Here is a 22,154-nt window from a genome sequence, read left to right as displayed (position 1 = left end):
AGCCGTCGCGGGCTCGCCCGGACGATTGACGCGTAATCGGTGTCCGTGCCCCACTGCGCGCCAGGCGACGCCGCCCGCCGCGACGCGTGGCGCATAACCGGGCCCCGGAAAACCCTGACCCGGAAAAACCCCGGCCCCGGCCCAGGGCCCAGGGCCCCGGGCCCGCCTTCCCCCACCGGATGTCGAAACCGATCCCACGGCTCCGACTCCATACAGAAGGCACACCGGCCTTCCCGACACGGCAACTCATGCAGGGGACAGAACCATGAAATTCCTTCTCATGATGCACGCACCGCGCGGCACCGGCGACTGGGACCTCTTCTCCTGGTCGAAGGAGGACCTGGACGCGCACCTGCGCTTCCTGACCGAGCTGAACCGCGAGCTGGAGGAGGCCGGCGAGCTGGCCGGCATCCTGGGGCTCGCCCCGCCGGCCGAGGCGCGCGTCGTGCGCGCAGGGAGCGACGGCAATCCGGTCGTCAGCGACGGACCGTTCCCCGAGTCCAAGGAGTTCCTCGCCGGCTACTGGATGGTCGATGTCGATTCAGCCGAGCGCGCCTACGAGATCGCCGGCAAGGCGTCCACCGCGCCCGGCCCGGGTGGCGCACCGCTCAACATGCCGATCGAGGTGCGCCAGGTGATGGGCGCACCGGCGGAGGACTGAGGCCAGGCTGCGAGCGGCGAGCACCATGAAGGTGAGCGAAACGATCACCGGCGAGACCGATCGTGTGCTGCGCGACGCCGCGCCGCAGGTGCTCGCCGCCATCGCACGGCGCCACGCTGACTTTGCCGCGGCAGAGGACGCGGTCCAGGAGGCACTCATCGCGGCGTCGCAGCAGTGGCCCGCGCACGGAATCCCATCCAATCCGCAGGGCTGGCTGTATCGCGTCGCCTTTCGACGCCTGACGGATCACGTTCGCGCCGAGTTCGCGCGCCGTAACCGGGAGAACGCCATTGCTGTCGATGCGTGGGCAGACTGGGCATTCGTTCCGCCACACGACGTCGACGTCGCGGCCACCCATGACGATTCACTGACACTGCTGTTCATGTGCTGCCACCCGTCGCTGACGCCCACGTCCGCGATTGCGCTCACCCTTCGTGCCGTTGGCGGCCTCACCACGGCCGAGATCGCGAGCGCGTTCCTGGTGCCGGAAGCGACCATGGCGCAGCGGATCAGCCGCGCGAAACAGACCATCCGCAGCTCGGGCGAACCGTTCCGCATGCCGGTTGCAACGGAGCGCGGCGAGCGGCTGTGCGCCGTGATGCAGGTGATCTACCTGGTCTTCAATGAAGGGTATGCGACCAGCGCGGGCCCCTCACTTCAGCGCGTGGACCTGGCCGAAGAGGCGATCCGGCTCGGGCGCATGCTGCACTCGCTGGTCCCGGACGAGCCCGAGGTGAGCGGGCTGCTCGCGCTGATGCTGCTGACGGACGCCCGGCGTCGTGCCCGCACCGGGCCGCACGGTGAGCTCGTCCCGCTGGACGAACAGGACCGCACGCTCTGGAACGCGGACGCGATCCGCGAAGGAACCGCCCTGGTCGAGCACGCCTTCCGGCAGTCTGCCGTGGGGCCGTACCAGCTGCAGGCAGCCATCGCCGCGTTGCACGACGCCGCGCCATCCTTTGCGGAAACCGACTGGCCGCAGATCCTGGCACTTTACCAGCTGCTCGAGCGGATGACCGGCAATCCCGTGGTCACACTCAACCGGGCGATCGCCACGGCCATGGTGCACGGGCCCGGGAGGGGCCTTGCGATCATCGACGACCTGCGCGAGGGGCCGCGCCTGCGCGGCAACCACCGGTTGGATGCCGTGCAGGGACACCTGTACGAGATGCTCGGTGATACGTCACGCGCAGCAGAGCATTACGCAGCGGCCGCGCAGCTCACGAAGAGCATCCCCGAGCGCGATTACCTCCAGAGAAAGGCAGCCGCGGCGCGCGAGCGAGGCTGACGCATGACGCAGCCTCCGGCCTCGACGCGTCGCGCGCTGTTCGTCCTGTCACGCCTCTCACCTGCGCGCGTTGGTCACGCCTCCCGCAGCGTCTTTCCCGGCTCCACCCGCGCCGCCCGACGCGCAGGCACCAGGCTGGCGGCTACCGCACTGACCCCGAGCAGGGCCAGCACGGCCGCGACCGTGAGCGGATCGAACACGTCCACACCGTAGAGCTGTGTGCGCAACAGGCGCCCCAGCACGAGCGCGCCAGCCAGGCCGATCGCGAGCCCGAGGCCTGCGAGTGCCAGTGCGTTGCCCACGATCATGCCGAGCACGCGCGTGCGATCTGCGCCGAGTGCCATGCGGATCCCGATCTCGTGCTGGCGCTGCGCCACGACGTAGCTCATGACGCCGAAGATGCCGATCACCGCGAGGCCGAGCGCGAGTGCGGCAAAGAGCGTGAGCAGCGTCGTGTAGAAGCGCGGCCGCGCGATGCTCTCGCCCAGGACCTCTGTCAGCGGTCGTACGGGTTCGAGCGGCAGGTTCGGGTCCAGCGCGCGCACCGCGCTGCGGATCTGCGGCACCACGGATGCCGGGCTGCCGCTCGTTCGGATCGTGAAGTAGAGGTTGCGCGAGGAAAGCTGAGCGTACGGGATGTACATCTCTGGATCATCGGGCTCACCCGGCCGCACCTGCAGCACGTTGTTGACCACGCCCACCACTTCCCGGTCTCCGTTCGCGTTGACGCGGACGCCGACGGGATCCCGGTCGGCGAGCCACGTCGCGACCGCGGCCTGGTTGAGCAGTGCAACCGGCGGCGCCTCCGGGCCGTCGCGCTCGTCGAACATTCGACCGCGTACGAGCGTGCCGCCGATCGAGCGGAAGTAGTCCGGCGTCACGATGACGACGCGGATCTCCGCGGCCAGATTCGGCGGCATTGGCGGCCCGTCGGGAATCGCGAAGCCGAACAGCGACGCGTTGTCCGTCGCGGGCAGGCTGGTCGTCGCACCGACGCTCTGCACGCCCGGCAGCGCGCGCAGCTGCCGCGTGAGCTGGTCGAATGCGATCCGCCGCGTTTCCTGCTCGTCGTAGCGGGGCCCCTGCAGTGCAACACGAATGGAGTAGGTGTCCGCCGGGCGGAACCCCGGATCGACACGCGACAGCTCGAACAGGCTGCGGATCAGCAGCCCCGCGCCCACGAGCAGAACCACCGCGAGCGCGAGCTCCGCGACGACCAGTCCGGAGCGCAGCCGTTGCCCGCCACCCGCACCACCACGCCCGCTCGCACGCAGCGTCTGCATGAGTCGCGTACCCGTCGCCTGCAGCGCGGGCAGTGCACCGAACAGCAGCGCAGTCAGCAGTGTGACCACGCCCGTGAACGCGATCACCGCACCATCGACGCCGATCCGCTCGAACTGCGGAATGTCCGCCGGCTGCGCGGCGACGAGCGCGCGCGTGCCCCAGAACGCGAGCAGCAGGCCGAGCGCGCCGCCGATCGTTGCGAGCACGACCGATTCAGTCAGCAGCTGGCGTACGAGCCGGCCGCGCCCTGCGCCCAGTGCAGCACGCACCGCGAGCTCTCCGCCGCGCGAGGTCGCACGGGCGAGCAGCAGGTTTGCCACGTTCGCGCATGCGACGAGCAGCACGAGAACTACGGCGCCGAGCAGCACGAGCAGCGGCGTACGTACGTCGCCCAGCATCACCTGCGTGAGCGGCGTCGCACTGAACGTGATGCGCGCGTTGGTTGCGGGGAACTGCTCCTGCATCTGGCTGCCGAGCCGCTGCATCTCCGCGTGTGCGGCCGCCATCGTGACACCGGGCCGGACGCGCGCCACCACGTTCAGGAACTCGCCGCGCCTCGCCGGCGACGTCGTCGTCGCACTGAACGTGGAGTCCCGCGTGAGCGCGCCGAAGACTTCCGCGTCCTCCGGCATCTCCCGGCCCGGTGCGAGCACGCCCACCACCTCGTACGGCTGCCCCGAGAGCGTGAGCGTGCGACCGAGCACGGACGGATCACCGCCGAACAGGCGCTGCCACAGCCCGTGACTGAGCAGCACCACGTCCGGCGCACCCGGCGCATGGTCCGCGGGCTGCAGCGGCCGACCGAGCACGACGCGCGCGCCGATCATTTCGTGCAGCCCCTCCGTCGCGAGCGCGCCGCGCAGCTCGGTCGGCTCGCCGACCCCGGTCAGCGTGGAACGCGTCTGCGCGAACGCTGCGATGTCGTCGAACACGCGGTTCCACTCCGCGATGCTCGCGAAGTCCGGCGCTGAAAGCGGGTACTGCTCACCGTTGGCGTAATCGGACTGCACGAGCACCAGCTCGGCGCCGTTCGCCCAGGGCAGCCCCTTCAGCAGCACTGCATTCACGACACTGAAGATCGCGCTGTTCGCGCCGATGCCGAGCCCCAGCGTCAGGATCACCACCAGCGCGAAGCCCGGTCGCACACGCAGCGAACGGAACGCATAGGCGACGTCCTGACGCAGCTCACCGGCGTATTGCGACCGTGCCATTCTCCGCTCCCCATGCGTTATGGGATCGATTGCGTTGCACGATGGACCCCCGTCCCCGGCCGGGCAACGCAACTGGGGCGAGACCACGGCGCGGAAGGACGAGTCCCGCGCCAGGTGCGTCCCCCCGAGAACTTACCCGGACCGCGCGGGTTCATTACCATACCGGGAACCCGCAACCGAAACGCAACGGACCATGGAACTCATCGACAACCGCGGCATCACCGATCCACGCGTCAACCTCGCGCTGGAGGAGCACATCCTCCGTACGCGGACCGGCGACGAGAGCCTGCTGCTCTTCTACATCAACGAGCCGTCGATCATCATCGGTCGCCACCAGAACACCATCGAGGAGATCAACACCGACGTGGTGCGCGAGCGCGGCATCCACGTCGTGCGACGCATCTCGGGTGGCGGCGCCGTCTATCACGACGAGGGCAACCTCAACTTCAGCTTCCTGACTCCGTACCAGCCCGGCCGGTTCAACCGGTACGAGGAGTTCACCCGGCCCGTCGTCGAGGTGCTGCAGGCGATGGGGGTGCCCGCGGAGGTCAGCGGCCGCAACGACCTCATCGCGGACGGGCGCAAGATCTCGGGCAACGCGCAGTTCGTTTCGCGCGGACGCATGTTCAGCCACGGCACCGTGCTCGTGAACTCGGATCTCGACGCGGTGACGGGTGCGCTCAACGTCAAGCCTGGCAAGATCGAGTCGAAGGGGCACAAGTCGGTGCGCAGCCGCGTCGCCAACATCAGCGAGTTCCTGCCGGAGCCGCTCGACGTGCACACGCTCAGGGCAAAGATCGTCGAGCGCATCTTCGAGGGCGGTGAGGCCGTGCTGCACGAGGTGACCGATGAGGACTGGGCCGCGGTCGAGGAGCTGTCGGCCAACAAGTACCGGACGTGGGAGTGGAACTACGGCGAATCGCCGAAGTTCAACACGCAGCGCACCAGGCGCTTCCCGGTCGGTGAGATCGACCTGCGCATCCAGGTCGATCGCGGTGAGATCACGTCCGTCCGCATCTTCGGCGACTTCATGAGCCGCAACGATCCCGCCGAGATCGAGGTGCGGCTCAAGGGCAGCCGGTACGAGCGTGAGGCGCTGGCGAAGGTGCTGTCACAGATCGATCTCAGCGACTTCTTCGGCGGCATCGAGCACGACGACTTCCTCGCCCTGCTGGTGGACTGAGCCCCGCACCCCGCCAATTGGTCTGCCGATCATGTCGCAAATGGCCCTTTAGCCCCACCCGCCGCTGCCGCAGATTTCTTCCACGCAGGCAGTCGTAACGGGTGGGGCACGGGAGGGCATCATGGCACTTCTGATTCAACTGTCGCCGGGCACGGTCGGCGCCGGGACGCAGGCAGACCAGCACGGTCCGGCAGCACGCACTCAGCATGGGAAGCTCACCGCCGCCGCACGCTGGTGGTGGCTGAACTGGACCCGGTTCTCGCAGGGCAAGATCGAGAAGTAACGTGGTGGGGTGGGGTGGTGGTGTGGAGGGTAGCGGCACGTAGTTGCCGCTACCCTGCCTTCTCCAGCGCACGCACGAGCTGAGCCTTGTTCATGCTGCTGCGTCCTTCGATGTCCAGCTGCTGCGCGCGCTCGTAGAGCTCATCCTTCGACAGCTCCGACAGATCCCCACTCGCGCCGCCGGGTTTCTTTGCGGACGTTTTCCTGGTTGAATCACCCGCAGACGACGAGCGCTTCCCCGACGATCTGGCTCCGCGCTCGCTTTTGCGCTCCCTGGCGCCTTCCAGGCTGCGCTTGAGCACCTCCATCAGGTCGATCACGTCACTGTCAGCCGGAGCCTCCGCGTCCTCCGGCAGAGCGACGGTGTCCTCCCCCTTCCTGGCCTTGCGCTGCACCAGCTTCAGCAGCCGGTCCGCCCACTCGTCGCGCAGCTCCTTCTCCGCGAGCGACTGCTTCTTCAGCCGATCGATCGCGCGTGCATACTTCTTCACCTCTGCGGCCTTCGGCTTGCGCGCCTCCGGCAGGCCGACATCGTCCGGCGCCCGCAGCTCATCCGCGAAGCGAAGCGTTTCCGCGTGCAGGATCCCGTTCTCCGCGAAGATCGCGACCAGGTACTCCTTGCCGCGCATGACGAACGTCGCGATGCCGGCGCGCTTCGTCTCCTCCATCACGGCCGCCAGCAGGCGGTACGCCTTGGTCGACTCGCCCGACGGCGCCAGGAAGTAGCCGCGGTTGAAAAAGCGCGCGTCGATCGCTCCCGCAGGAACGAAGCGACGCAGATCGATGTCGCGCGTCTTGTCCGGCTCGAGCGCTTCCAGCTCTTCGTCGGTGACGAGCACCATCTCCCCGTCATCCATCTCGAAGCCGCGCACGATCTCCTCCCGCTCGATCTCGCGGTCGTGCCGCTCGTCATAGTACCGCCGCGCCAGCGGCACCCCCTCCGGCGACAGCATGCGCAGCGACACCCGCTTCGGCCGCGTCGCCGGATACAGGTCGACCGGCACGCTCACCAGCCCGAAGCTGATCGTCCCCGACCAGAACGGCCGCAACCGCGCCCCGCCGTCCTCCTGTTCGAGCTCGAGATCTTCGTCTTCCGCCATTCATCCTCCGGGGCACGGCCCGCCACCCCCCACCCGCAGTTCAAACCCGCAGTGTCCAGCGCGCCCACCAGGCGCGCGACACCCACCTCGCACCACCCACCGCCCATAACCCGCAGTTCAGAGCAGTTAGGGCGCGCGACATCCACCTCGCACCACCCACCGCCCATAACCCGCAGTTCAGAGCACTTCAGGCTGCACGCGCCGCTTTCAGACTCTTCTCCAGCGCGTCCGCCAGCGACTCATCCGCCCCTGCCTTCCGTCGTGCCCGCTTCTTCGGCAGCTTCTTCCCCTTCGCCTTCGCCTCCACCAGCTCCATCACGCGCGCCGCATACTCGTCCTGGTACTGCTCCGGCTCGAACTCGCCAGCGAGTGCATCGACGAGCTGCTCCGCCATCTTCAGCTCGCGCGCATCCAGCTTGCGCCCACCCGGCGGCTGCAGCGCATCCGCGCTCACCACCTCACCCGCATGGCGCATCGTCACCAGCATCAGGTAGCCGGCCTCCGCCCGCAGCGCACCGACATACTCTTTCTTGCGCATTACCCACTTCGCGATGCCGATGCGACCACTGTCCTCCAGCGCTGCGGCGAGTGCGAAGTAGTCATCCGTGCTCCCGTCCGGACCGAGCCAGTACGGCCGGTCGTACCAGTGCGGGTCCACGGCACTCACGGGCACGAAGCGCGTCATCTCGATCTCACGCGACGGCTCCGGCTCCAGCTCGTCGAGCTCCTCTGCATCCAGGATCACGACACGACCATCATCGGTCGGGTAGCCGCGCCGCGCCTCTTTGTACTCGACCGCCTCGTCCGATTCGGGATCGACCATCCGCTGCTTGAGCGGCTCACGATCCGACTTGTGCAGCAACCGGAAGCTGACCTTCCGCGGCTCTACCGCGCTGTACAGCTTCACCGGCAGCTCCGTCGAGCCGAGCCCGAGCACACCCTTCCATATCGCGCGCGCCGCCATCAGGCCTCCTCGCACCCGGGACAGTACGACTCGCGCGTCGCACGCACCTCGATGACGCACTGCGGGCAGAGCGGCGCATCGCACACGACGCACCGCACCTCCACCTCGTACGCGTACCGCTGCAGGCAGTGCTCGCACACTTCCTCGCCGTCAGCGAGCCACCACGGCAACGGCATCACCCGCGAGTTATCACCAGCGTTTGCCACATTTCCACTCGCGATTCTCTCTACCACAGAGGACACGGGGAACACAGAGTCGCAACAACGCGCACCACACGCCGGGCCACACTTGTTTGTGTACGGCTTCGCGGTACCCGCAGCATGACTCGCTCGTCGCCACCTGCGTGCGCCACGATGTCGAAGCAGTGTGCATCGTTCGCAGAAAGACTCTGTGTTCCCTGTGTCCTCTGTGGTAGATAAAACTATTCGAGCCGATCCTTCTCGACCGCGTCAGGATCGATGACCCGCCGACGCACGACGACCTCCTCTACGACGCGCTGGCCGCTCTCGTCCACGCGCTCGGTCTCACGCGGAAGATCCGCCGCGCGCACCTCGCGGTCGAGGCGTTCCTCCTCGATGCGGGCGCCGCGCTCGTCGCGATCTGCGATGCCATAGCGAACGTCGCGCGTGCGCGAGTCGCGGATGTCCTCGTCGAGGTGACGGCGATCCTCGTCCGTCATGCGATCGCGGGCACGCGTGTCGAACACCTCCTCACCGGTGCCGAGATCGGCGCTGTCCACGATGATGTGGTGGTGCTCGCGGTCGAGCTGCACCGAGCGCAGCGGCACGTTCACATGGCGACCGCTTCGGTCCAGGTCGACCTCCAGCATCACGACTTCGCCGCGCGCCGGATCGATCAGCAGGTCCTCCACCTCGCCCACCTCACGACCGTTCAGCGTGCGCACTTCCCATCCGCGCACGTCCGGCTCACCCGATGCGATGCTGAAGTCCTTCAGTTCATCGATCGGATACAGTCGCCGGCTGAACTCGGGGTCAGGGCCCACACCGGCCGCGTCGCGGCGGATGCGTTCATCCCTCGCCATCGCTTACCTCCTAGCTGTTCAGTAACGCGGGTACCTGCAGCAGCGAGATCGTGTCGAGCGGCGTACGTGTCGTGTCCGTGTCCGTGCCGCCGAGCATTCCGCTCTGCCACAGCCACCACCCTATGAGCGCCAGCACGATCAGCAGCACCAGCACCCAGAGCCACTTCATCGACGATCCCTGTTTTCTCTCGACATGGATCTCCGCCATATCCACCTCTCCCGGGGCAGGGCCGCGCAGCGGGCGCGGCTTCCGCGCCGTGTGCAATGCAATCCGGAAGCCAGCAGGACCGGGGTGGCACGCGATGGCACGCGACGCCCTGACATCCGACGCCCCGGCAAGCGGGGGACACGCGGAGGCACACCCGACGCCGCGGGCAGGGCATGCGGATTGCCCCCTCCATCCGTGCACCCAGGGCGGCGCAGGGCATCACCGCAGCAGGAGCACCCATCGTGGCATCCAGCAGGCAGGCAAAGCGAACCGCGGCTGAGCAACGCGCGCTCCAGAAGGACCAGGAGCAGCGCCGCCAGAGCGCAAAGGGGAAGAAGCGCGGCAGCAAGGACGTCGTCCAGCCGCGCGACCAGGAGCAGCCCGAGCCGAAGATGCCCGAGCAGCAGCTCCGGAAACCCGGCCTCGAGTCCGATCTGACCCCGCGGCCGGAGTACACGGCCCCGACGTACAGCGGCTCCGCCAAGCTGCAGGACCAGGTCGCCCTGATCACTGGCGGCGACTCCGGCATCGGCCGCGCCGTCGCGGTGCTCTACGCCCGCGAGGGCGCCGACATCGCGATCGTCTACCTGAGCGAGGACAGCGACGCCGAGGAGACACGCGAGGCAGTCGAGGCCGAAGGTCGTCGCTGCCTGCTCATTCCCGGCGACGTCCGTGACTCCGCATTCTGCGACGCCGCCGTCGAGCAGACCGTCGCCGCATACGGCAGACTCGACATCCTCGTCAACAATGCCGCCTACCAGCAGCACCAGGACCGCCTCGAGGATCTGACCGACGAGCAGATCGACATGACGTTCCGCACCAACATCTACGGCTACTTCTACATGGCGCGCGCCGCCCTCCGTGAGATGAAGGAAGGCGCCGTCATCATCAACTCGGGCTCGATCACCGGTCTCGAGGGCGAGGCGTCGCTCCTCGACTATGCCGCGACCAAGGGCGCCATCCACGCGTTCACCAAGTCGCTCGCCGCAAACCTGGTCAGCCGCGGCATCCGCGTGAACGCCGTCGCACCGGGCCCCGTGTGGACGCCGCTGAACCCCGCCGACCTCCCGGCCGACAAGGTGCCCGAGTTCGGCGCCTCAACACCCATGGGCCGCCCCGCTCAGCCCGAGGAGCTTGCACCCGCCTACGTCTTCCTCGCCGCCCCCTCCATGTCCAGCTACATCAGCGGCGAGGTGCTGCCCGTGCTCGGCGGCCAGCCAATCGCGGGGTAGACGTGCCAGGTGAGAACGTTGACCTGGCAGGTTGCAGGGGGTGCGACCCATCGTGCCGGAACCGACGGCTGCGGACGTTCCGGCAATAACGCCGGAAACGTCACAAAAGACGAGCCGGCGGGAAGCAATTGTAGCCTTTCCGGCGATCAGCGCCGGAAACGTCACAAACGACGCGGCGGCGGCAGGCAATTGTAGCCTTTCCGGCGATCAATGCCGGAGCCGCCGGCGCGATCCACAGGACGACCGCACAGGGCCCACCCCAGGCAGCGGCTTCGCGTCCCAGGGCGGCCCATGAGCCAACAATGCCGCAGGGAACGGTCTTGAAAGCCACCCGGGGCCCACGCCTCCATCTGTCCCCTGAGCAGTACAGTCCGTTCCGCCCGACCGTCCTGTCCCGAGGCCGCTCGCCCGCCTGACCGATACCCAAGAAACCAGATAATCCATTGGCCTCCAAGGCATTTCACGACAATGCCACCTCCGGCACACCTCTTCCGTAGAGACAGTTACGCGAGTCGGCGCAGGGTGCACCGGCGGACGCAAAGGGAGGAGGTAGCGATGCTGCTTCTCGAGAGAATTCTTCCGGACGCGCAGTCGCCCTTCCATGCGTACATGGAGCTGCAGAGGCGGCTGATGTACCGCTGGATCGCGCGCGGCGGAAGTGAGCAGGCCTGGTGCGAACGTATGGCGCCGGTGTTTCATGCACGGTACGGGCGCCTGATCGAGCAGGAAAACTGAGGTCGCGCCGCCGCGACCCATGCGGTCCCCTTCGAGAAAGAGGACCCGCCCCGAGAGAAGGGGCGGGTCCTTTTTGGCATCTTCAGCAGGCAAACGCTCCAGGGCGAGTCGCATCGCCCGCAGCACGGACAGCCTCTGCGCAAGCTGTCCGTCCGCAGCACGGCCAGCCCCTCCCGCCACCCCCCCTAGGCGATCGCTCGCTCCGGCAGCCGCGCCGTTCCCGCCGCGATCTGCGGCGCCATCATTTCCCGGAATGCGTCGAACAGGTGTGGATCGAAGGCGCCGCCGCTGTCCGCGGTCATGATCGCAATGGCCTGGCGGGGCGAGTATGCGGGGCGGTAGGGCCGCTCCGACGTCAGGGCGTCGAAGACGTCGGCGATCGCCATGATGCGTGCGGACAGCGGAATGGTCGCGCGGGCGAGCCCGTGCGGGTAGCCGCCTCCGTCCCAGCGCTCGTGGTGGTGCAGCACCATGGGATGGAGATCGAACGGCCATTTCAGAGCTGCGACCATTTCTGCGCCGACCACCGGATGCCGCTCGATCTCGCGCCGCTCGGCAACGGTGAGTGCGCCGGGCTTGGTCAGCAGGGCCACCGGGATGACTGCCTTGCCGACGTCGTGCAGCAGCCCGCCGATGCGGTACCAGGGGAGCGCGTCCGCCGCGATTCCCACGCGCTCGGCCAGCGCCGACGCGTACAGGCCGACGCGGGCGCTGTGTCCCTTCGCCATGGGATCGACGCCTTCCACTGCCGTGCACCAGCTCTCGGCGAACCGGTGATAGGCCCGTTCGGATCCCTGGTGTCCGGTGGCGGCATGCGGAAAGCCGCTTCTCCCCTCGACCGGCGGAAACCCACCCAACTCAGCCTCTTCGCTGAACGTGCGAAATGTTGTTTCCCCGAAGATAGGCCGGCTGTCGCATGCGCGGGTGGAGGCGCGGTAAGAAGTGTGTCAGGGTTGTGTCAAGAACTGCCGATGCTGGGGGATTTCGTCCCGTTGAGAGCGAGTCCCGGTGGGAGAGTCTCGCTCACCCCTTCACGAGCCGCGTGACGCGGGACCTTTCCGCGCGCTTCCACGTGCATCCTGTCCACCTGAGCCGAGCACGCCATCCCAGGACTGTCGCCGCGCCCAGCCGTCGAGCGTGTGCCAGTTGATGTCGAACCGCTCGCGCAGCGCGGCCACGTCCACCATGGGTTCGGTCCGGGCGAGGAACTCGAAGGTGCCTGCGACGCGGGCGTCGGCCGCCCACGCGGCCGCCAGTGGCTGCTCCTCGTAGCGCAGCGGTCTGCCCAGGACACGCGCAAAGGTGGCGGCCATCTCGAGCCCGGTCAGCTCATCCCCGGCGAGGGCAAAGCGCCGACCGACGAAATCCGCCGGTTGTTCCAGTGCGAGGGCGACGAAGCGCGCGACGTCGTCCACGGCTACCTGCTGCAATTTCCGGTTGGCCGGGTACGGCAGCGCGAGCCGACCCTCACGGAACTGGTCGATGAACCGGTCCGAGGCGAAGTTCTCCATGAGCCAGGCGGGTGCGACGACCGTGTGCGGCACGCTCTGCTGCGCGAGGCGTGTCTCGACGGCATGCCTGCTGTCGAAGTGCGGGAGGCCGGTCGGCTCGTGGGCGGCGGGCACAGAGGAGTAGACGACGTGCTGCAGGCCGGTTGCCGCGGCGGTATCCACGATGGTGGTGCCGTTGCTGACCGTCGCCTCCGGATCCTCGTCGGGGCGATGCGCGAGGAACAGGGCGTCGCATCCCTGCATGCTCTCCTCGATGGCGGCCTGGTCCGCGGGATCCGCCCAGGCGAGGCGGGCACCGCGTCGCATCAGGCGCATGGCCATCGGATGGGCCAGGTCGCGGGTCATCGCGATCACGTCGTGACCGTTGGCGAGGAGCCAGAGCGCGACGGCCGACCCCTCCAGGCCGGTCGATTCAGCAACGAGTACCTTCAGATTTCTCACCGAACCCTCCGTGCCGCCTGTTGCGCGGCGGTGCGCCGGCAGCAGGGCCCGCGCAATCTCGGTGCTGCGTCGGCCCGCGGCAATTCGTCCACTGATCCGGACAGCCGAATGCCCCCCACGGTGGTCAGCAGCGTCAGCCGGACAGCCGACATTCCGCGTAACCATGCGGATTGTCGGCGATCGGGCGCGTGCACGGTTCATGAATGGTTACGGGGCCGAAGCGGACTCCATCAGGAGGCAGGACATGAAGGCACTCATGGTAGCGATCGCGGCGGGCGCGCTGCTCACCATCCCGGTCGATGCGTTCGCGCAGTCCGGGCGCGCATCCGGCACGGCACGCGGCAGCAGCGTCGAGCGTCGTGAAGGGCGCGTGATCGGCACCACGCGCGATCGCCGCGACGACCGCTACGATCGCCGCAACCGCGAGCGGGACCGGTACGACCGCCGCGACGACCGTTACGACGACCGCTATCGCAGCAGGAACAAGGGCCCGAAGTTCTGCCAGAACGGCCAGGGCCATCCGGTGCACGGGCGTGCCTGGTGCCGGCAGAAGGGCTACGACCTCGGTCGCGGCTACCAGCGTGACCGCTGGGATCGGGTGAGCTGGGAGGACGTGATCTTCCAGCGCCGTGATCGTCGCTACGACAGCCGGTTCGGGTCGAACACCCTGCGCGATCTCCTCGGCGGCCGCGTCTATGGCCGGCTCGACGACCATCGCCGCAGCTCCGGCTACGCGGACGGGCTCTTCGGCGCCTGGGGCCGCTCCGGAACGGGGTACGTGCTGAACGTCTTCGCGGGCGACGTCCCGATCGCACAGCTGATCGACGCAAACCAGGACGGCCGCGCTGAAGCGGTGCTGCTGAACCGACGCTGATCTGCACGGGGCCAGCCGAGGGAACGCAGCTCGGACGGGGGCGATGTCGCCCCCGTTCTTTTTTTCACCTACTATTGCTCCAGGCCTCCGCCACGCACGGGAAAAACCAGACCCACGCGTCCGACACGGTGGCAGCGACGACCACGCCTGCGCTACTCGGCGGAGGACACGCACGCACGCCGGATGTACCGCGAACCGTCCATCCTCCACCCACGCCGGAGGTGAACATGACCCGGATCATGCTTCGAGCGACACCGCTCCTCGCGCTGCTCGCCCTCGGCGCCTGCGCAGGCGCGGACGCACCGGACGCCAGCGCGGACCGGAACGCTGCGGCCGGTCTTTCGGCAGACGCGGACGGTGCGGAGTACTTCGAGAGCAGCGGCGCCGTGTGGGAAGCGGCACGGCGTCGCGGTGTCCGCTTCCGCGCCGTTGGCCAGGAGCCGGGCTGGGTGGTCGAGCTCTACCCCCGCGAGCGCATGCACGTGCTTGCCGATTACGGCGCGCTCGAGTTCGATTCGCCCTGGGCGGAGCCCGTCCGCGACGAGGAGGAGGATAGTGTCGTCTATACGACGTCGACGCCGGAGCACACGGTCCGAATGACCGTGACCGAGGTCCCGTGCACGGACACGATGAGCGGTGAAGGCTTCACCCACGCCATCGTACTGGAGCTGGACGAGCGGGTGCTGTACGGCTGCGGACGGTCACTGGAGTAGCGCTCAGCGCGCGGCGACCGGAGAGGCCCCGTCCCATGGCATGGCATCCCACCGACGCGACAACGGGCCAGCCGCCACCGGTATGAGCCCGGCGGAGCCGGTCCCGCTACTCGAGCTCAGTACACGAACACCGGCGTTCCCGTGGCAATCTCACCGTACAGCCACTCCACATCCTCGTTGAACATGCGCACACAACCGTGACTGACGGCGTCGCCGATGGAGCTGTTCATGTTCGTGCCGTGGATCAGGTAGCCGTCCCCCATGTCCAGCTTCCGGGTGCCGAGCACTTCGGGCACCTTGCGCTGTGAGGTGCCGAACGGCGGGATGAAGATCTTGCCGTCGAAGATGATCTCGTTGCCCGGCGTGAACGGCCAGAAATTGCCGAACTGGTTGACGCGCCCGACCTCACTGCCGCGCACCTCGATGCGCGTCCCGTCTTCCAGCTCGATCCTGCTGCCGGCCTTCAGCTGCACCGGCTCGAGCCCCTGCTCTGCCGCGATCTCGAAGTAGTGCCAGTCCGGCGGCACCCAGATCGGGGCGGTCGCCTTGCCGAGCACCTTGCGCCGGCCCACCGGCGTCTTGAAATCGTACGTCCTGCCACGGTACGAGAACGGCTCGTGCTTGCCCACCGCCACGGGAGCGCGGAACTCGATCGCGTTTCCGTTCATCAGCCAGAGCGCACGCGCATCGCGCGAGATGACGATGCGACGTCCGTTCGCATCCAGCGCGGCCTGCCAGACACGACGCGACGCATCCGCCCTGGGCGGCGCCTCGGCCGGATCCACCGGCACCGCCGCGCGCGCTTCCGCCATCGCGTCGCGCAGCCGTTCCGCCGCTCGCTCGCGGTCTTCGGCGCTGCGCGGTGCACTGCTGGTGGACCGGACGTCGCGCGGCTCACCGCGATGGAAAGGGAGCGAGGCGCACCCCGCTGAAAGGACGACCAGGAGAGGGACTACCCTGCGAATCATCTCGGCCTGCTTCGCTGCTGGTGGTGTATCTCTGAATGTACCACGGGCGCGGGACCAGGATCCCGGGGCAGGTGCTATGGCAGGGTTCGGACCAGTGGCGCGGCGTGCCGCTTCGGCTGAATAGCACGCCCGGCGCCGGGCCACGCCGCTGCACACCGCCGGCGCGACCGAAGCGCCCCGGCTACAGCAGCGCGCCCGTGATGGCGAAGGCGATGGTCGCGGCGGAGCCCGCCAGCAGTGCATAGGGCAGCTGCGTGCGGACGTGGTCGATGTGGTCCGTCGCCGCGGCCATGGACGAGATGATGGTGGTGTCGCTGATCGGCGAGGCGTGATCGCCGAAGACGCCGCCGGCGAGGGAGGCGGCGACAAAGGGGCCCAGGGGGAGGCCCATCGCCGCGGCGGCCGGCACGGCAATGGGCAGCATGATCGCGAACGTGCCCCAGCTCGTGCCCGTGGCGAATGCGATGCCGCCCGCAACCAGGAACGTGAGCGGGAGCAGGATGTACGGCGGCAGCAGCCCCGCGGTCAGGTTGGCCACGTACTGGCCGGTGCCGAGATCACGCGTGACGCCACCCAGAGCCAGCGCGAGCAGCAGCACGAGCGCCAGGCCGACGAGCCCGCCCGCGCCCTTGAGTCCGACGCGGGTCAGCTCGTTCACGTCGAAGATGCGCTGTGCGACCAGCATGACCCACGCGACGGCCAGTGCGGCCAGCACCGCCCAGAGCACGCTGGTCGAGCCGCTGCCCGCCGTGATGTCGCCGTTGCCGGTGATCAGCAGCCCCACTGGCATCATCAGCACGAGCGTGGCAATGGGCACGATCATGTTGCGCATGCGACGCGGGACACTCTCGTCCACCGGCGGCGAGATCACGTCGGGGTCGATCATCGGCTGCGCCCCTTCGGAGAGCACCTGTCCGCCGCGTGTCCGTTCCTCCGCCCTCTTCATCGGACCGATGTCGAACCCGAAGTAGGCCACGATGCCCGACAGCGCGAGCGCGAAGATCGCGTAGAAGTTGACCGGGATCGATCCCGCGAACACGCCGAGCGGATCCGCGACGCCCAGCTCGTTCAGGATGCCGAGCACGTACGCACCCCACGCGTTCAGCGGGATCAGGATGCAGACGGGTGCGGACGTCGAGTCGATCAGGTAGGCGAGCTTCTCACGGGACACGCGGAACCGGTCGATCAGCGGACGGCCGATCGCGCCGGCCACCAGCACCGTGATGTTCGACTCGATGAAGATGATGCACCCGACGATCCACGGCAGCATGCGCGCGCGGCGCGGCGACGTCACGTAGTCGCGCTCCTCGAGCCATCGCACGAACCCCTGCACACCACCCGCCGACTCGATCGTCGCGATCAGCGCACCGATCACCAGTGTGAAAACGATGACCTTGGCATTGCCCGGGTCGCCGAGTACGCCGATCGCGCCCTCGATCGCACCGGCCAGACCCGCAACGGGGTTCCAGCCGGCCAGGATCGTGTAGCCCAGCCAGACGCCGGCGGCGAGCGCCAGGTACACGTGTCGCCAGAGGATCGCGAATGCAATCGCGAGCACCGGCGGCAGCAGCGAGGTCCAGGTTGGCTCCATGGGGGGCGCAACTTGGGCGCGCGGCAGGATGCTCGCAAGGTGACGGGCGGGCCAGCCGGAGGACGATTCTCGACGACATGGCGGGGTGCGGCCCTCATGGACCGCACGTGGAACGCGTACAGCAGAACACGGCGGCAGGGACTCGCCCCGCCGCCGTGCAGCAGCAGCTCAGCGGATGAACAGCATCTCCCGGTAGCGCGGCAGCGGCCAGAGGTCGTCCGGGATCACGCGCTCCAGCCGGTCGCACACGGCGCGCACGTCGCCCATCGCGGGGATGATGTTGTCCCGCATGTGCCGCGCCTTGGAGTGCACCTCCTCGCCGCCCAGGTTCGCGTTCTGCTCGACCAGCCTGTCGAGTGCGGTGCGCAGCTCGTCGACCAGGGTGCCGACCTGCTGCGTCGTCGCACTGATCCCCTGGCCGGCGTGGCTGGCCGCCTCGAGACCGCGCGACGCGCGACCCAGCTCGTGCAGGTAACGGACGGCCGCAGGCAGGATCATCGTGCTCGCAATCTCCGCCGTCGCCTCGCCCTCGATGTTGATCGTCTTGAAATACTGTTCGAACGAGACTTCCACGCGCGACTCGAGCTCGCGCTGCGAGAGCACCTTGTACTTCTCGAACAGCTGCACGTTCTTCCCGGCCGTGAGCAGCTCCAGCGCGTCCATCGAGCTGCGCAGGTTGAGGAGGCCTCGCTTCCCGGCCTCCGTCTGCCACTCCTCGCTGTAGCCGTCACCATTGAAGACGATGCGCTTGCAGGCCGAGATCTCCCGTGCCAGCACACGACCCAGCGCATCCGACAGCGCGTCGCCCTGCTCGAGCTCCTTTTCCAGTGCGGTCGTCATCTCGTCGATCGATTCCGCGACGATCGTGTTCAGCACCGTCGCCGGCCACGAGATCGACTGCGACGCACCCGGCGCCCGGAACTCGAACTTGTTGCCCGTGAACGCAAACGGCGACGTGCGGTTGCGATCACCCGCGTGCGCCGGGAGCTGCGGCAGCGTGCGCGTGCCGAGACCGAGCAGACCCGCCTTCTTGCTGGTCTTCGCATGCCCCGTCTTCTCGATCTGCGTGAACACGTCCTCGAGCTGCTCACCCAGGAACACGGAGATGATCGCCGGCGGCGCCTCGTTGGCGCCCAGGCGGTGGTCGTTGCCCGCAAACGCGACCGACGCACGCACCAGGTCCTGGTGCCGCTCCACCGCGCGCAGCACCGCCGTGCAGAAGAACAGGAACTGCATGTTCTCGTGCGGGTTCTCCCCCGGCTCCAGCAGGTTGTGCGATTCCGTGCCGATCGACCAGTTCAGGTGCTTGCCGCTGCCGTTCACACCCGCAAACGGCTTCTCGTGCAGCAGCGCCACGAGCCCGTACTTGCGCGCGACGTTCCGCAGCGTCGCCATCGTCAGCTGCTGATGGTCCGCCGCCAGGTTCGCGTTCTCGTAGATCGGCGCCATCTCGAACTGCCCCGGCGCAACCTCGTTGTGCCGCGTGTTCACCGGCACACCCAGCCGGTACAGCTCGCGCTCCACCTCCATCATGAACGCCAGCACCCGCTCCGGGATCTGCCCGAAGTAGTGGTCCTCCAGCTCCTGCCCGCGCGGCGGCTTCGCACCGAACAGCGTGCGCCCCGTCAGCCCCAGGTCCGGACGGTTGTAGTAGAACTCCTGGTCGATCAGGAAGTACTCCTGCTCCGGACCGAGCGTGACGTTCACCTCCTGCGGCTGCACCTGGAACAGCGCCAGCGCACGCCGCACCTGCTCGTCGATCGCATGCAGGGAACGGAGCAGCGGGATCTTCGTGTCCAGCGCATCACCCGTCCACGACGCGAACGCCGTCGGGATCGACAGGTAGCAGCCGCTCGGCGTCTCCACGATGAACGCAGGCGACGTCGGGTCCCACGCCGTGTACCCGCGCGCCTCGAACGTCGCCCGCAGCCCGCCCGACGGAAACGACGACGCGTCCGGCTCCCCCTGCACCAGGTCCTTGCCGCTGAACTCGAACACCGCACCACCACCCACGTTCGGCGTGATGAACGAGTCGTGCTTCTCCGCCGTCGTGCCCGTCAGCGGCTGGAACCAGTGCGTGAAATGCGTCGCGCCCCGCTCGCTCGCCCACTCCTTCATCGCCAGCGCCATCGCGTCCGCCACCGTCGCATCCAGCGGCTCGCCCGAGCGCGTCAGCTCCTGGTAGCGCTTCCAGATCGCCTTCGGCAGCCGCTGCTGCATCTCCCGCGGACCGAAGATGTTCTCGCCGAAAATGGCTTCGATGTCCATCGACTTCGCGGGCATGACACCATTCGGCGCCGTGTACGGACGTACCGCACTGATGGCCTGGAAACGGGCGACTCTCGACGGCATAGGACTCTCTTGCTCCTCGGTCAGGGTCTGCTGCAGCAGCGTGAACGCATCAGAACCTAAACGCCGCCACCGCGCCCGGAAAGTGGATCGTGCACCGATTTTCGATCACCTGCACGAAATCTGCTGCACGGTCCGGCACCAGATTGCGTACGTCATGCGCGCGGTGTACGGGTGATTCGTGCATGTGTGCATAAACTGGATGTACGAGTGCTCACTGCGGAGGCCCCGCAGGGCCGCCGCGGGTGGCTGTGACTGCACGGTGTGCGCATTTTTTCGACCAGTCCGCGAACGGGAGGTGAACGCGTGAACAGCGATGCTGTCCTGGCCGCCGGGTACTGGGCGGTCCTCACGGCCGTGGAGGCCGGCGCCCCGTACGCGGTGCCGGTGATCTACGGGTGGGATGGCAGCGCCGCGTACGTGCTGATGCAGCCCGGTCGCAAGGAGCGCGCGCTGCGGGCATGCGCGGACGCCTGCCTCAGCGTCCCTGCCGGGGCCGGGGCCTCGGTGCTGATCCGCGGCCGCGGCGAGTGGATCGACGAGCTGGCCAGGAAAGCGCATGCTGCCGACGTGGTGCGCCGTCAGATGGCCGGTCGGCGGGCGCCGTCCGTGCGCGACGCGGCCCGGCTCGTTCGCGCGCATGTCATGAAGCTGGTCCCCCACGAGGTGCTCTGGATGGACGCGCCCGCGGCCCCACAGGGCTGAACCCGGCGTCACGAATCGCACCCTCGCGCCCACGCGCAATCCGGGCTCGCAAATCCTGCCATTCCCGGGAAAAAGGTGTCCGCCCGCCGCGACGCCGCCCCGCGTGCCGAAACGGCAGCAGCCCGTAACTCGTTGGATTATCGGGTCTCCGCGCGTTGACGTGACGAATGTGCGCGGGGAACGTCGTTTGCGGCGTTGCCACAGGCCTGCCCCCGCAGGATTGTGCACAGGAGCGATTCCGAAATGACCACGAAAACACGGGTCCGACTCGACCCTTCCGTCAGGCGCCAGCTCGACGTGGCTGCTGCTGTCGCCAGCGAGGAAGTTCTGCAGTTGCACGCCGCGCGTGCGCTCGAGCTCGTCGAGCTTGCGGGCGATCGCGTCACGGCGCCGCGCATGCTCGTGATCTACGCCCGCGTGCACATGCTGGACGCGACAGCCGCCCAGGCGGTCATGACGCGCGCCCTGGCGGTGCTCGGCCAGCGCGCCGCGGAAGCGGGCGCGCTCGTGCAGGCGTGGAAGGAGGACGAGGAGGACGAGGGGCTCGGTGAGGCCCGCTCGCTGCTGCGTGCCGTGCGCGAGCGGCTGCGTGGTCGCGTGCACCACGACCTGCGTCGCTGGATCGAGATGCACATGGGCGAGGTGGAGATGGCACTCGTCGAGCTGCACACGACGCACACGCTCCGCTTCCTGCACGTGCTCGGCGAGGAGTACCCGACGTACTCTGCGGTGGAGATCTATTCGAAGATGCTCGGTGTGCGCGACTCGCAGCGTGGCACGCTGTACCACAACGTGCTCGCTCGGCTGGCTGCCGTGCACCTGCCGCGCCCCGTGCCCAGAGATGCCGCACAGGTCCCGCTCTTCGGCAGCGAGGCCGCCCGTGCAGCGCGGCGCGCGGTCTGATCCCGCGCGCCGCACACTCCGCTCTTACTCGCCCTTCACCAGCTCCACGACGTCTTCGATCACCTCCTGCGCGACGTGCCCCGGCGCAAGCATCGTCTCGCGCGGTGTCGACGGCGCATCGCCGGACACGAACAAGTGATCCAGCCCCGGGTAGCTGCGGAGCACGACGTCGTTCCGACCCTCCAGCGTGCGCTTCCAGATAGCGAAGTCATCCATCGTAACCTGGTAGTCGCGTTCCCCCTGCAGGATCAGCATCGGCGCATCGACCTCCAGCGCACGAGTGGGCGCGGCCCGCACATTCAGGTCGTAGAAGTAGCTCGCCGGCACGCCCATGCTCCTGTCGTCCGGAGGCGCCTGCTTCGAAGCGATCCGCTCCGCCGCAGCACGCAACTGCGCGATCTGCGCCGCCGCCTGCGGAACCTGGTTCTCCGGCTGCTTCGCCACGTGGTCGAGCTGATGGACCATCGACTCCGCGAGCGGGCGTGCACCCGCAGCCATCATGATCACGCCCGCAAGCTGACCGTCCCGCACCGCGATCTCGGGCGCAACCATGGCGCCCAGGGAGTGCCCGAGCACGAACACGCGCTCCGCATCGAGCTCCGGCTGCGTGCGCACCAGCTGCAGCGCGGCAAGCGCATCGGCAATCGTTTCCTCTTCGATCGTCGGATTCGCGAGGTCCATCCGCGCGGCGTGCACCCGCGTGCGCTTCTCGTAGCGCAGCACTGCGACGCCCCGCGAGGCCAGCCCCCACGCCAGGTCCCTGAGCGGCTTCTTCACGCCCACCGTCCCGTCCCGATCGTTCGGCCCTGACCCGTGCACCAGCACCACGACCGGCACCGGCCCCTCTCCCGCAGCACGGGGCATCGTCAACGTCGCCGGCAGCTCAAAGGGCGCACTGCCCACCGTGAG

22 protein-coding genes are annotated in these 22,154 nt (G+C 68.2%); 10 read left to right on the top strand and 12 right to left on the bottom strand.

What is annotated here, in order from left to right:
* The first annotated feature begins 265 nt into the window (after nt 1–265).
* Together VFU06_05745 and VFU06_05740 are read left to right on the top strand one after the other, a co-directional pair.
* Nucleotides 266–661 (top strand): YciI family protein, encoded by a 396-nt coding sequence (locus VFU06_05745; protein HEU5208897.1) that lies wholly within the window; start codon nt 266–268, stop codon nt 659–661.
* A 25-nt stretch (nt 662–686) separates the two neighbouring features.
* Nucleotides 687–1,949 (top strand): DUF6596 domain-containing protein, encoded by a 1,263-nt coding sequence (locus VFU06_05740; GenBank protein HEU5208896.1) that lies wholly within the window; start codon nt 687–689, stop codon nt 1,947–1,949.
* A gap of 74 nt (nt 1,950–2,023) precedes the next feature.
* Here the strand turns inward: VFU06_05740 and VFU06_05735 are convergent, their stop codons facing one another.
* A complete protein-coding gene (locus VFU06_05735; protein HEU5208895.1) occupies nt 2,024–4,444 on the bottom strand; it encodes an ABC transporter permease in 2,421 nt (806 codons plus the stop codon).
* A gap of 193 nt (nt 4,445–4,637) precedes the next feature.
* Between VFU06_05735 and VFU06_05730 the strand changes: the two genes are divergently transcribed.
* Both VFU06_05730 and VFU06_05725 read left to right on the top strand, forming a co-directional pair.
* A complete protein-coding gene (locus VFU06_05730; GenBank protein ID HEU5208894.1) occupies nt 4,638–5,627 on the top strand; it encodes a lipoate--protein ligase in 990 nt (329 codons plus the stop codon).
* 121 nt (nt 5,628–5,748) lie between these two features.
* On the top strand, nt 5,749–5,910 hold the full coding sequence (locus VFU06_05725) for a hypothetical protein (protein HEU5208893.1): 162 nt from the start codon (nt 5,749–5,751) through the stop codon (nt 5,908–5,910).
* Between the two features lie 49 nt (nt 5,911–5,959).
* On the opposite strand, the gene VFU06_05720 is transcribed toward VFU06_05725, so the two are convergent.
* The 5 genes from VFU06_05720 to VFU06_05700 form a co-directional block, all read right to left on the bottom strand.
* A complete protein-coding gene (locus VFU06_05720) occupies nt 5,960–7,009 on the bottom strand; it encodes a Ku protein (GenBank protein HEU5208892.1) in 1,050 nt (349 codons plus the stop codon).
* A gap of 187 nt (nt 7,010–7,196) precedes the next feature.
* Nucleotides 7,197–7,973 carry a Ku protein gene (locus VFU06_05715; protein ID HEU5208891.1) on the bottom strand — a complete coding sequence of 259 codons (777 nt, stop codon included), beginning with the start codon at nt 7,971–7,973 and terminating at the stop codon, nt 7,197–7,199.
* Nucleotides 7,973–8,152, bottom strand: coding sequence for a hypothetical protein (locus tag VFU06_05710; GenBank protein ID HEU5208890.1), 180 nt, complete (start codon nt 8,150–8,152; stop codon nt 7,973–7,975). Before VFU06_05710 ends, VFU06_05715 begins: the two co-directional genes overlap by 1 nt.
* Nucleotides 8,153–8,394: 242 nt before the next feature.
* On the bottom strand, nt 8,395–9,015 hold the full coding sequence (locus VFU06_05705; GenBank protein ID HEU5208889.1) for a PRC-barrel domain-containing protein: 621 nt from the start codon (nt 9,013–9,015) through the stop codon (nt 8,395–8,397).
* Between the two features lie 10 nt (nt 9,016–9,025).
* Nucleotides 9,026–9,223, bottom strand: coding sequence for a hypothetical protein (locus VFU06_05700; protein HEU5208888.1), 198 nt, complete (start codon nt 9,221–9,223; stop codon nt 9,026–9,028).
* Nucleotides 9,224–9,465: 242 nt separating this feature from the next.
* Here VFU06_05700 and VFU06_05695 point away from each other — a divergent pair, with 242 nt between their 5' ends.
* Both VFU06_05695 and VFU06_05690 read left to right on the top strand, forming a co-directional pair.
* A complete protein-coding gene (locus VFU06_05695) occupies nt 9,466–10,455 on the top strand; it encodes an SDR family oxidoreductase (GenBank protein HEU5208887.1) in 990 nt (329 codons plus the stop codon).
* A gap of 555 nt (nt 10,456–11,010) precedes the next feature.
* Entirely contained in the window at nt 11,011–11,190 is a 180-nt protein-coding gene (locus tag VFU06_05690; GenBank protein ID HEU5208886.1) for a hypothetical protein, read from the top strand.
* Nucleotides 11,191–11,375: 185 nt separating this feature from the next.
* On the opposite strand, the gene VFU06_05685 is transcribed toward VFU06_05690, so the two are convergent.
* Both VFU06_05685 and VFU06_05680 read right to left on the bottom strand, forming a co-directional pair.
* Nucleotides 11,376–11,936 (bottom strand): HD-GYP domain-containing protein, encoded by a 561-nt coding sequence (locus tag VFU06_05685; protein HEU5208885.1) that lies wholly within the window; start codon nt 11,934–11,936, stop codon nt 11,376–11,378.
* Between the two features lie 285 nt (nt 11,937–12,221).
* Nucleotides 12,222–13,142 carry an NmrA family NAD(P)-binding protein gene (locus VFU06_05680; protein ID HEU5208884.1) on the bottom strand — a complete coding sequence of 307 codons (921 nt, stop codon included), beginning with the start codon at nt 13,140–13,142 and terminating at the stop codon, nt 12,222–12,224.
* A 244-nt stretch (nt 13,143–13,386) separates the two neighbouring features.
* On the opposite strand from VFU06_05680, the gene VFU06_05675 reads away from it, so the two are divergent.
* A complete protein-coding gene (locus VFU06_05675; protein ID HEU5208883.1) occupies nt 13,387–14,016 on the top strand; it encodes a hypothetical protein in 630 nt (209 codons plus the stop codon).
* 227 nt (nt 14,017–14,243) lie between these two features.
* The gene (locus VFU06_05670; protein HEU5208882.1) at nt 14,244–14,729 is read left to right on the top strand and encodes a hypothetical protein; all 486 of its coding nucleotides are present in this window, start codon (nt 14,244–14,246) and stop codon (nt 14,727–14,729) included.
* 116 nt (nt 14,730–14,845) lie between these two features.
* Here VFU06_05670 and VFU06_05665 read toward each other — a convergent pair whose 3' ends face one another.
* The 3 genes from VFU06_05665 to VFU06_05655 all read right to left on the bottom strand — a co-directional run bounded on the left by VFU06_05665 (nt 14,846) and on the right by VFU06_05655 (nt 19,640).
* Nucleotides 14,846–15,697 (bottom strand): L,D-transpeptidase, encoded by an 852-nt coding sequence (locus tag VFU06_05665; GenBank protein ID HEU5208881.1) that lies wholly within the window; start codon nt 15,695–15,697, stop codon nt 14,846–14,848.
* A gap of 181 nt (nt 15,698–15,878) precedes the next feature.
* The gene (locus tag VFU06_05660; protein ID HEU5208880.1) at nt 15,879–17,288 is read right to left on the bottom strand and encodes a Na+/H+ antiporter NhaC family protein; all 1,410 of its coding nucleotides are present in this window, start codon (nt 17,286–17,288) and stop codon (nt 15,879–15,881) included.
* Nucleotides 17,289–17,456: 168 nt separating this feature from the next.
* Nucleotides 17,457–19,640 carry a glutamine synthetase III gene (locus VFU06_05655; GenBank protein ID HEU5208879.1) on the bottom strand — a complete coding sequence of 728 codons (2,184 nt, stop codon included), beginning with the start codon at nt 19,638–19,640 and terminating at the stop codon, nt 17,457–17,459.
* 303 nt (nt 19,641–19,943) lie between these two features.
* On the opposite strand from VFU06_05655, the gene VFU06_05650 reads away from it, so the two are divergent.
* Nucleotides 19,944–20,342 (top strand): pyridoxamine 5'-phosphate oxidase family protein, encoded by a 399-nt coding sequence (locus VFU06_05650; GenBank protein HEU5208878.1) that lies wholly within the window; start codon nt 19,944–19,946, stop codon nt 20,340–20,342.
* Nucleotides 20,343–20,585: 243 nt separating this feature from the next.
* Complete coding sequence (locus VFU06_05645; protein HEU5208877.1) at nt 20,586–21,245, top strand: hypothetical protein; 660 nt, start codon at nt 20,586–20,588, stop codon at nt 21,243–21,245.
* Nucleotides 21,246–21,269: 24 nt separating this feature from the next.
* Here VFU06_05645 and VFU06_05640 read toward each other — a convergent pair.
* Nucleotides 21,270–22,154, bottom strand: an 885-nt coding sequence (locus VFU06_05640) for an alpha/beta fold hydrolase (GenBank protein ID HEU5208876.1), incomplete at its 5' end; no start/stop codon positions are given.

The sequence above is a fragment of the Longimicrobiales bacterium genome, assembly GCA_035764935.1.
In the GTDB taxonomy this organism is placed as follows: Bacteria; Gemmatimonadota; Gemmatimonadetes; order Longimicrobiales; family RSA9; genus DASTYK01.
This window is presented reverse-complemented; position numbering and strand designations above follow the sequence as displayed.

Excerpts from the sequence above, each read along its gene's own strand:
- VFU06_05745 (HEU5208897.1), top strand. The coding sequence starts at position 266 with ATGAAATTCCTTCTCATGATGCACGCACCGCGCGGCACCGGCGACTGG.
- VFU06_05740 (HEU5208896.1), top strand. The coding sequence starts at position 687 with ATGAAGGTGAGCGAAACGATCACCGGCGAGACCGATCGTGTGCTGCGC.
- VFU06_05735 (HEU5208895.1), bottom strand. The coding sequence starts at position 4,444 with ATGGCACGGTCGCAATACGCCGGTGAGCTGCGTCAGGACGTCGCCTAT.
- VFU06_05730 (HEU5208894.1), top strand. The coding sequence starts at position 4,638 with ATGGAACTCATCGACAACCGCGGCATCACCGATCCACGCGTCAACCTC.
- VFU06_05725 (HEU5208893.1), top strand. The coding sequence starts at position 5,749 with ATGGCACTTCTGATTCAACTGTCGCCGGGCACGGTCGGCGCCGGGACG.
- VFU06_05720 (HEU5208892.1), bottom strand. The coding sequence starts at position 7,009 with ATGGCGGAAGACGAAGATCTCGAGCTCGAACAGGAGGACGGCGGGGCG.
- VFU06_05715 (HEU5208891.1), bottom strand. The coding sequence starts at position 7,973 with ATGGCGGCGCGCGCGATATGGAAGGGTGTGCTCGGGCTCGGCTCGACG.
- VFU06_05705 (HEU5208889.1), bottom strand. The coding sequence starts at position 9,015 with ATGGCGAGGGATGAACGCATCCGCCGCGACGCGGCCGGTGTGGGCCCT.
- VFU06_05700 (HEU5208888.1), bottom strand. The coding sequence starts at position 9,223 with ATGGCGGAGATCCATGTCGAGAGAAAACAGGGATCGTCGATGAAGTGG.
- VFU06_05690 (HEU5208886.1), top strand. The coding sequence starts at position 11,011 with ATGCTGCTTCTCGAGAGAATTCTTCCGGACGCGCAGTCGCCCTTCCAT.
- VFU06_05675 (HEU5208883.1), top strand. The coding sequence starts at position 13,387 with ATGAAGGCACTCATGGTAGCGATCGCGGCGGGCGCGCTGCTCACCATC.
- VFU06_05670 (HEU5208882.1), top strand. The coding sequence starts at position 14,244 with ATGACCCGGATCATGCTTCGAGCGACACCGCTCCTCGCGCTGCTCGCC.
- VFU06_05665 (HEU5208881.1), bottom strand. The coding sequence starts at position 15,697 with ATGATTCGCAGGGTAGTCCCTCTCCTGGTCGTCCTTTCAGCGGGGTGC.
- VFU06_05660 (HEU5208880.1), bottom strand. The coding sequence starts at position 17,288 with ATGGAGCCAACCTGGACCTCGCTGCTGCCGCCGGTGCTCGCGATTGCA.
- VFU06_05655 (HEU5208879.1), bottom strand. The coding sequence starts at position 19,640 with ATGCCGTCGAGAGTCGCCCGTTTCCAGGCCATCAGTGCGGTACGTCCG.
- VFU06_05645 (HEU5208877.1), top strand. The coding sequence starts at position 20,586 with ATGACCACGAAAACACGGGTCCGACTCGACCCTTCCGTCAGGCGCCAG.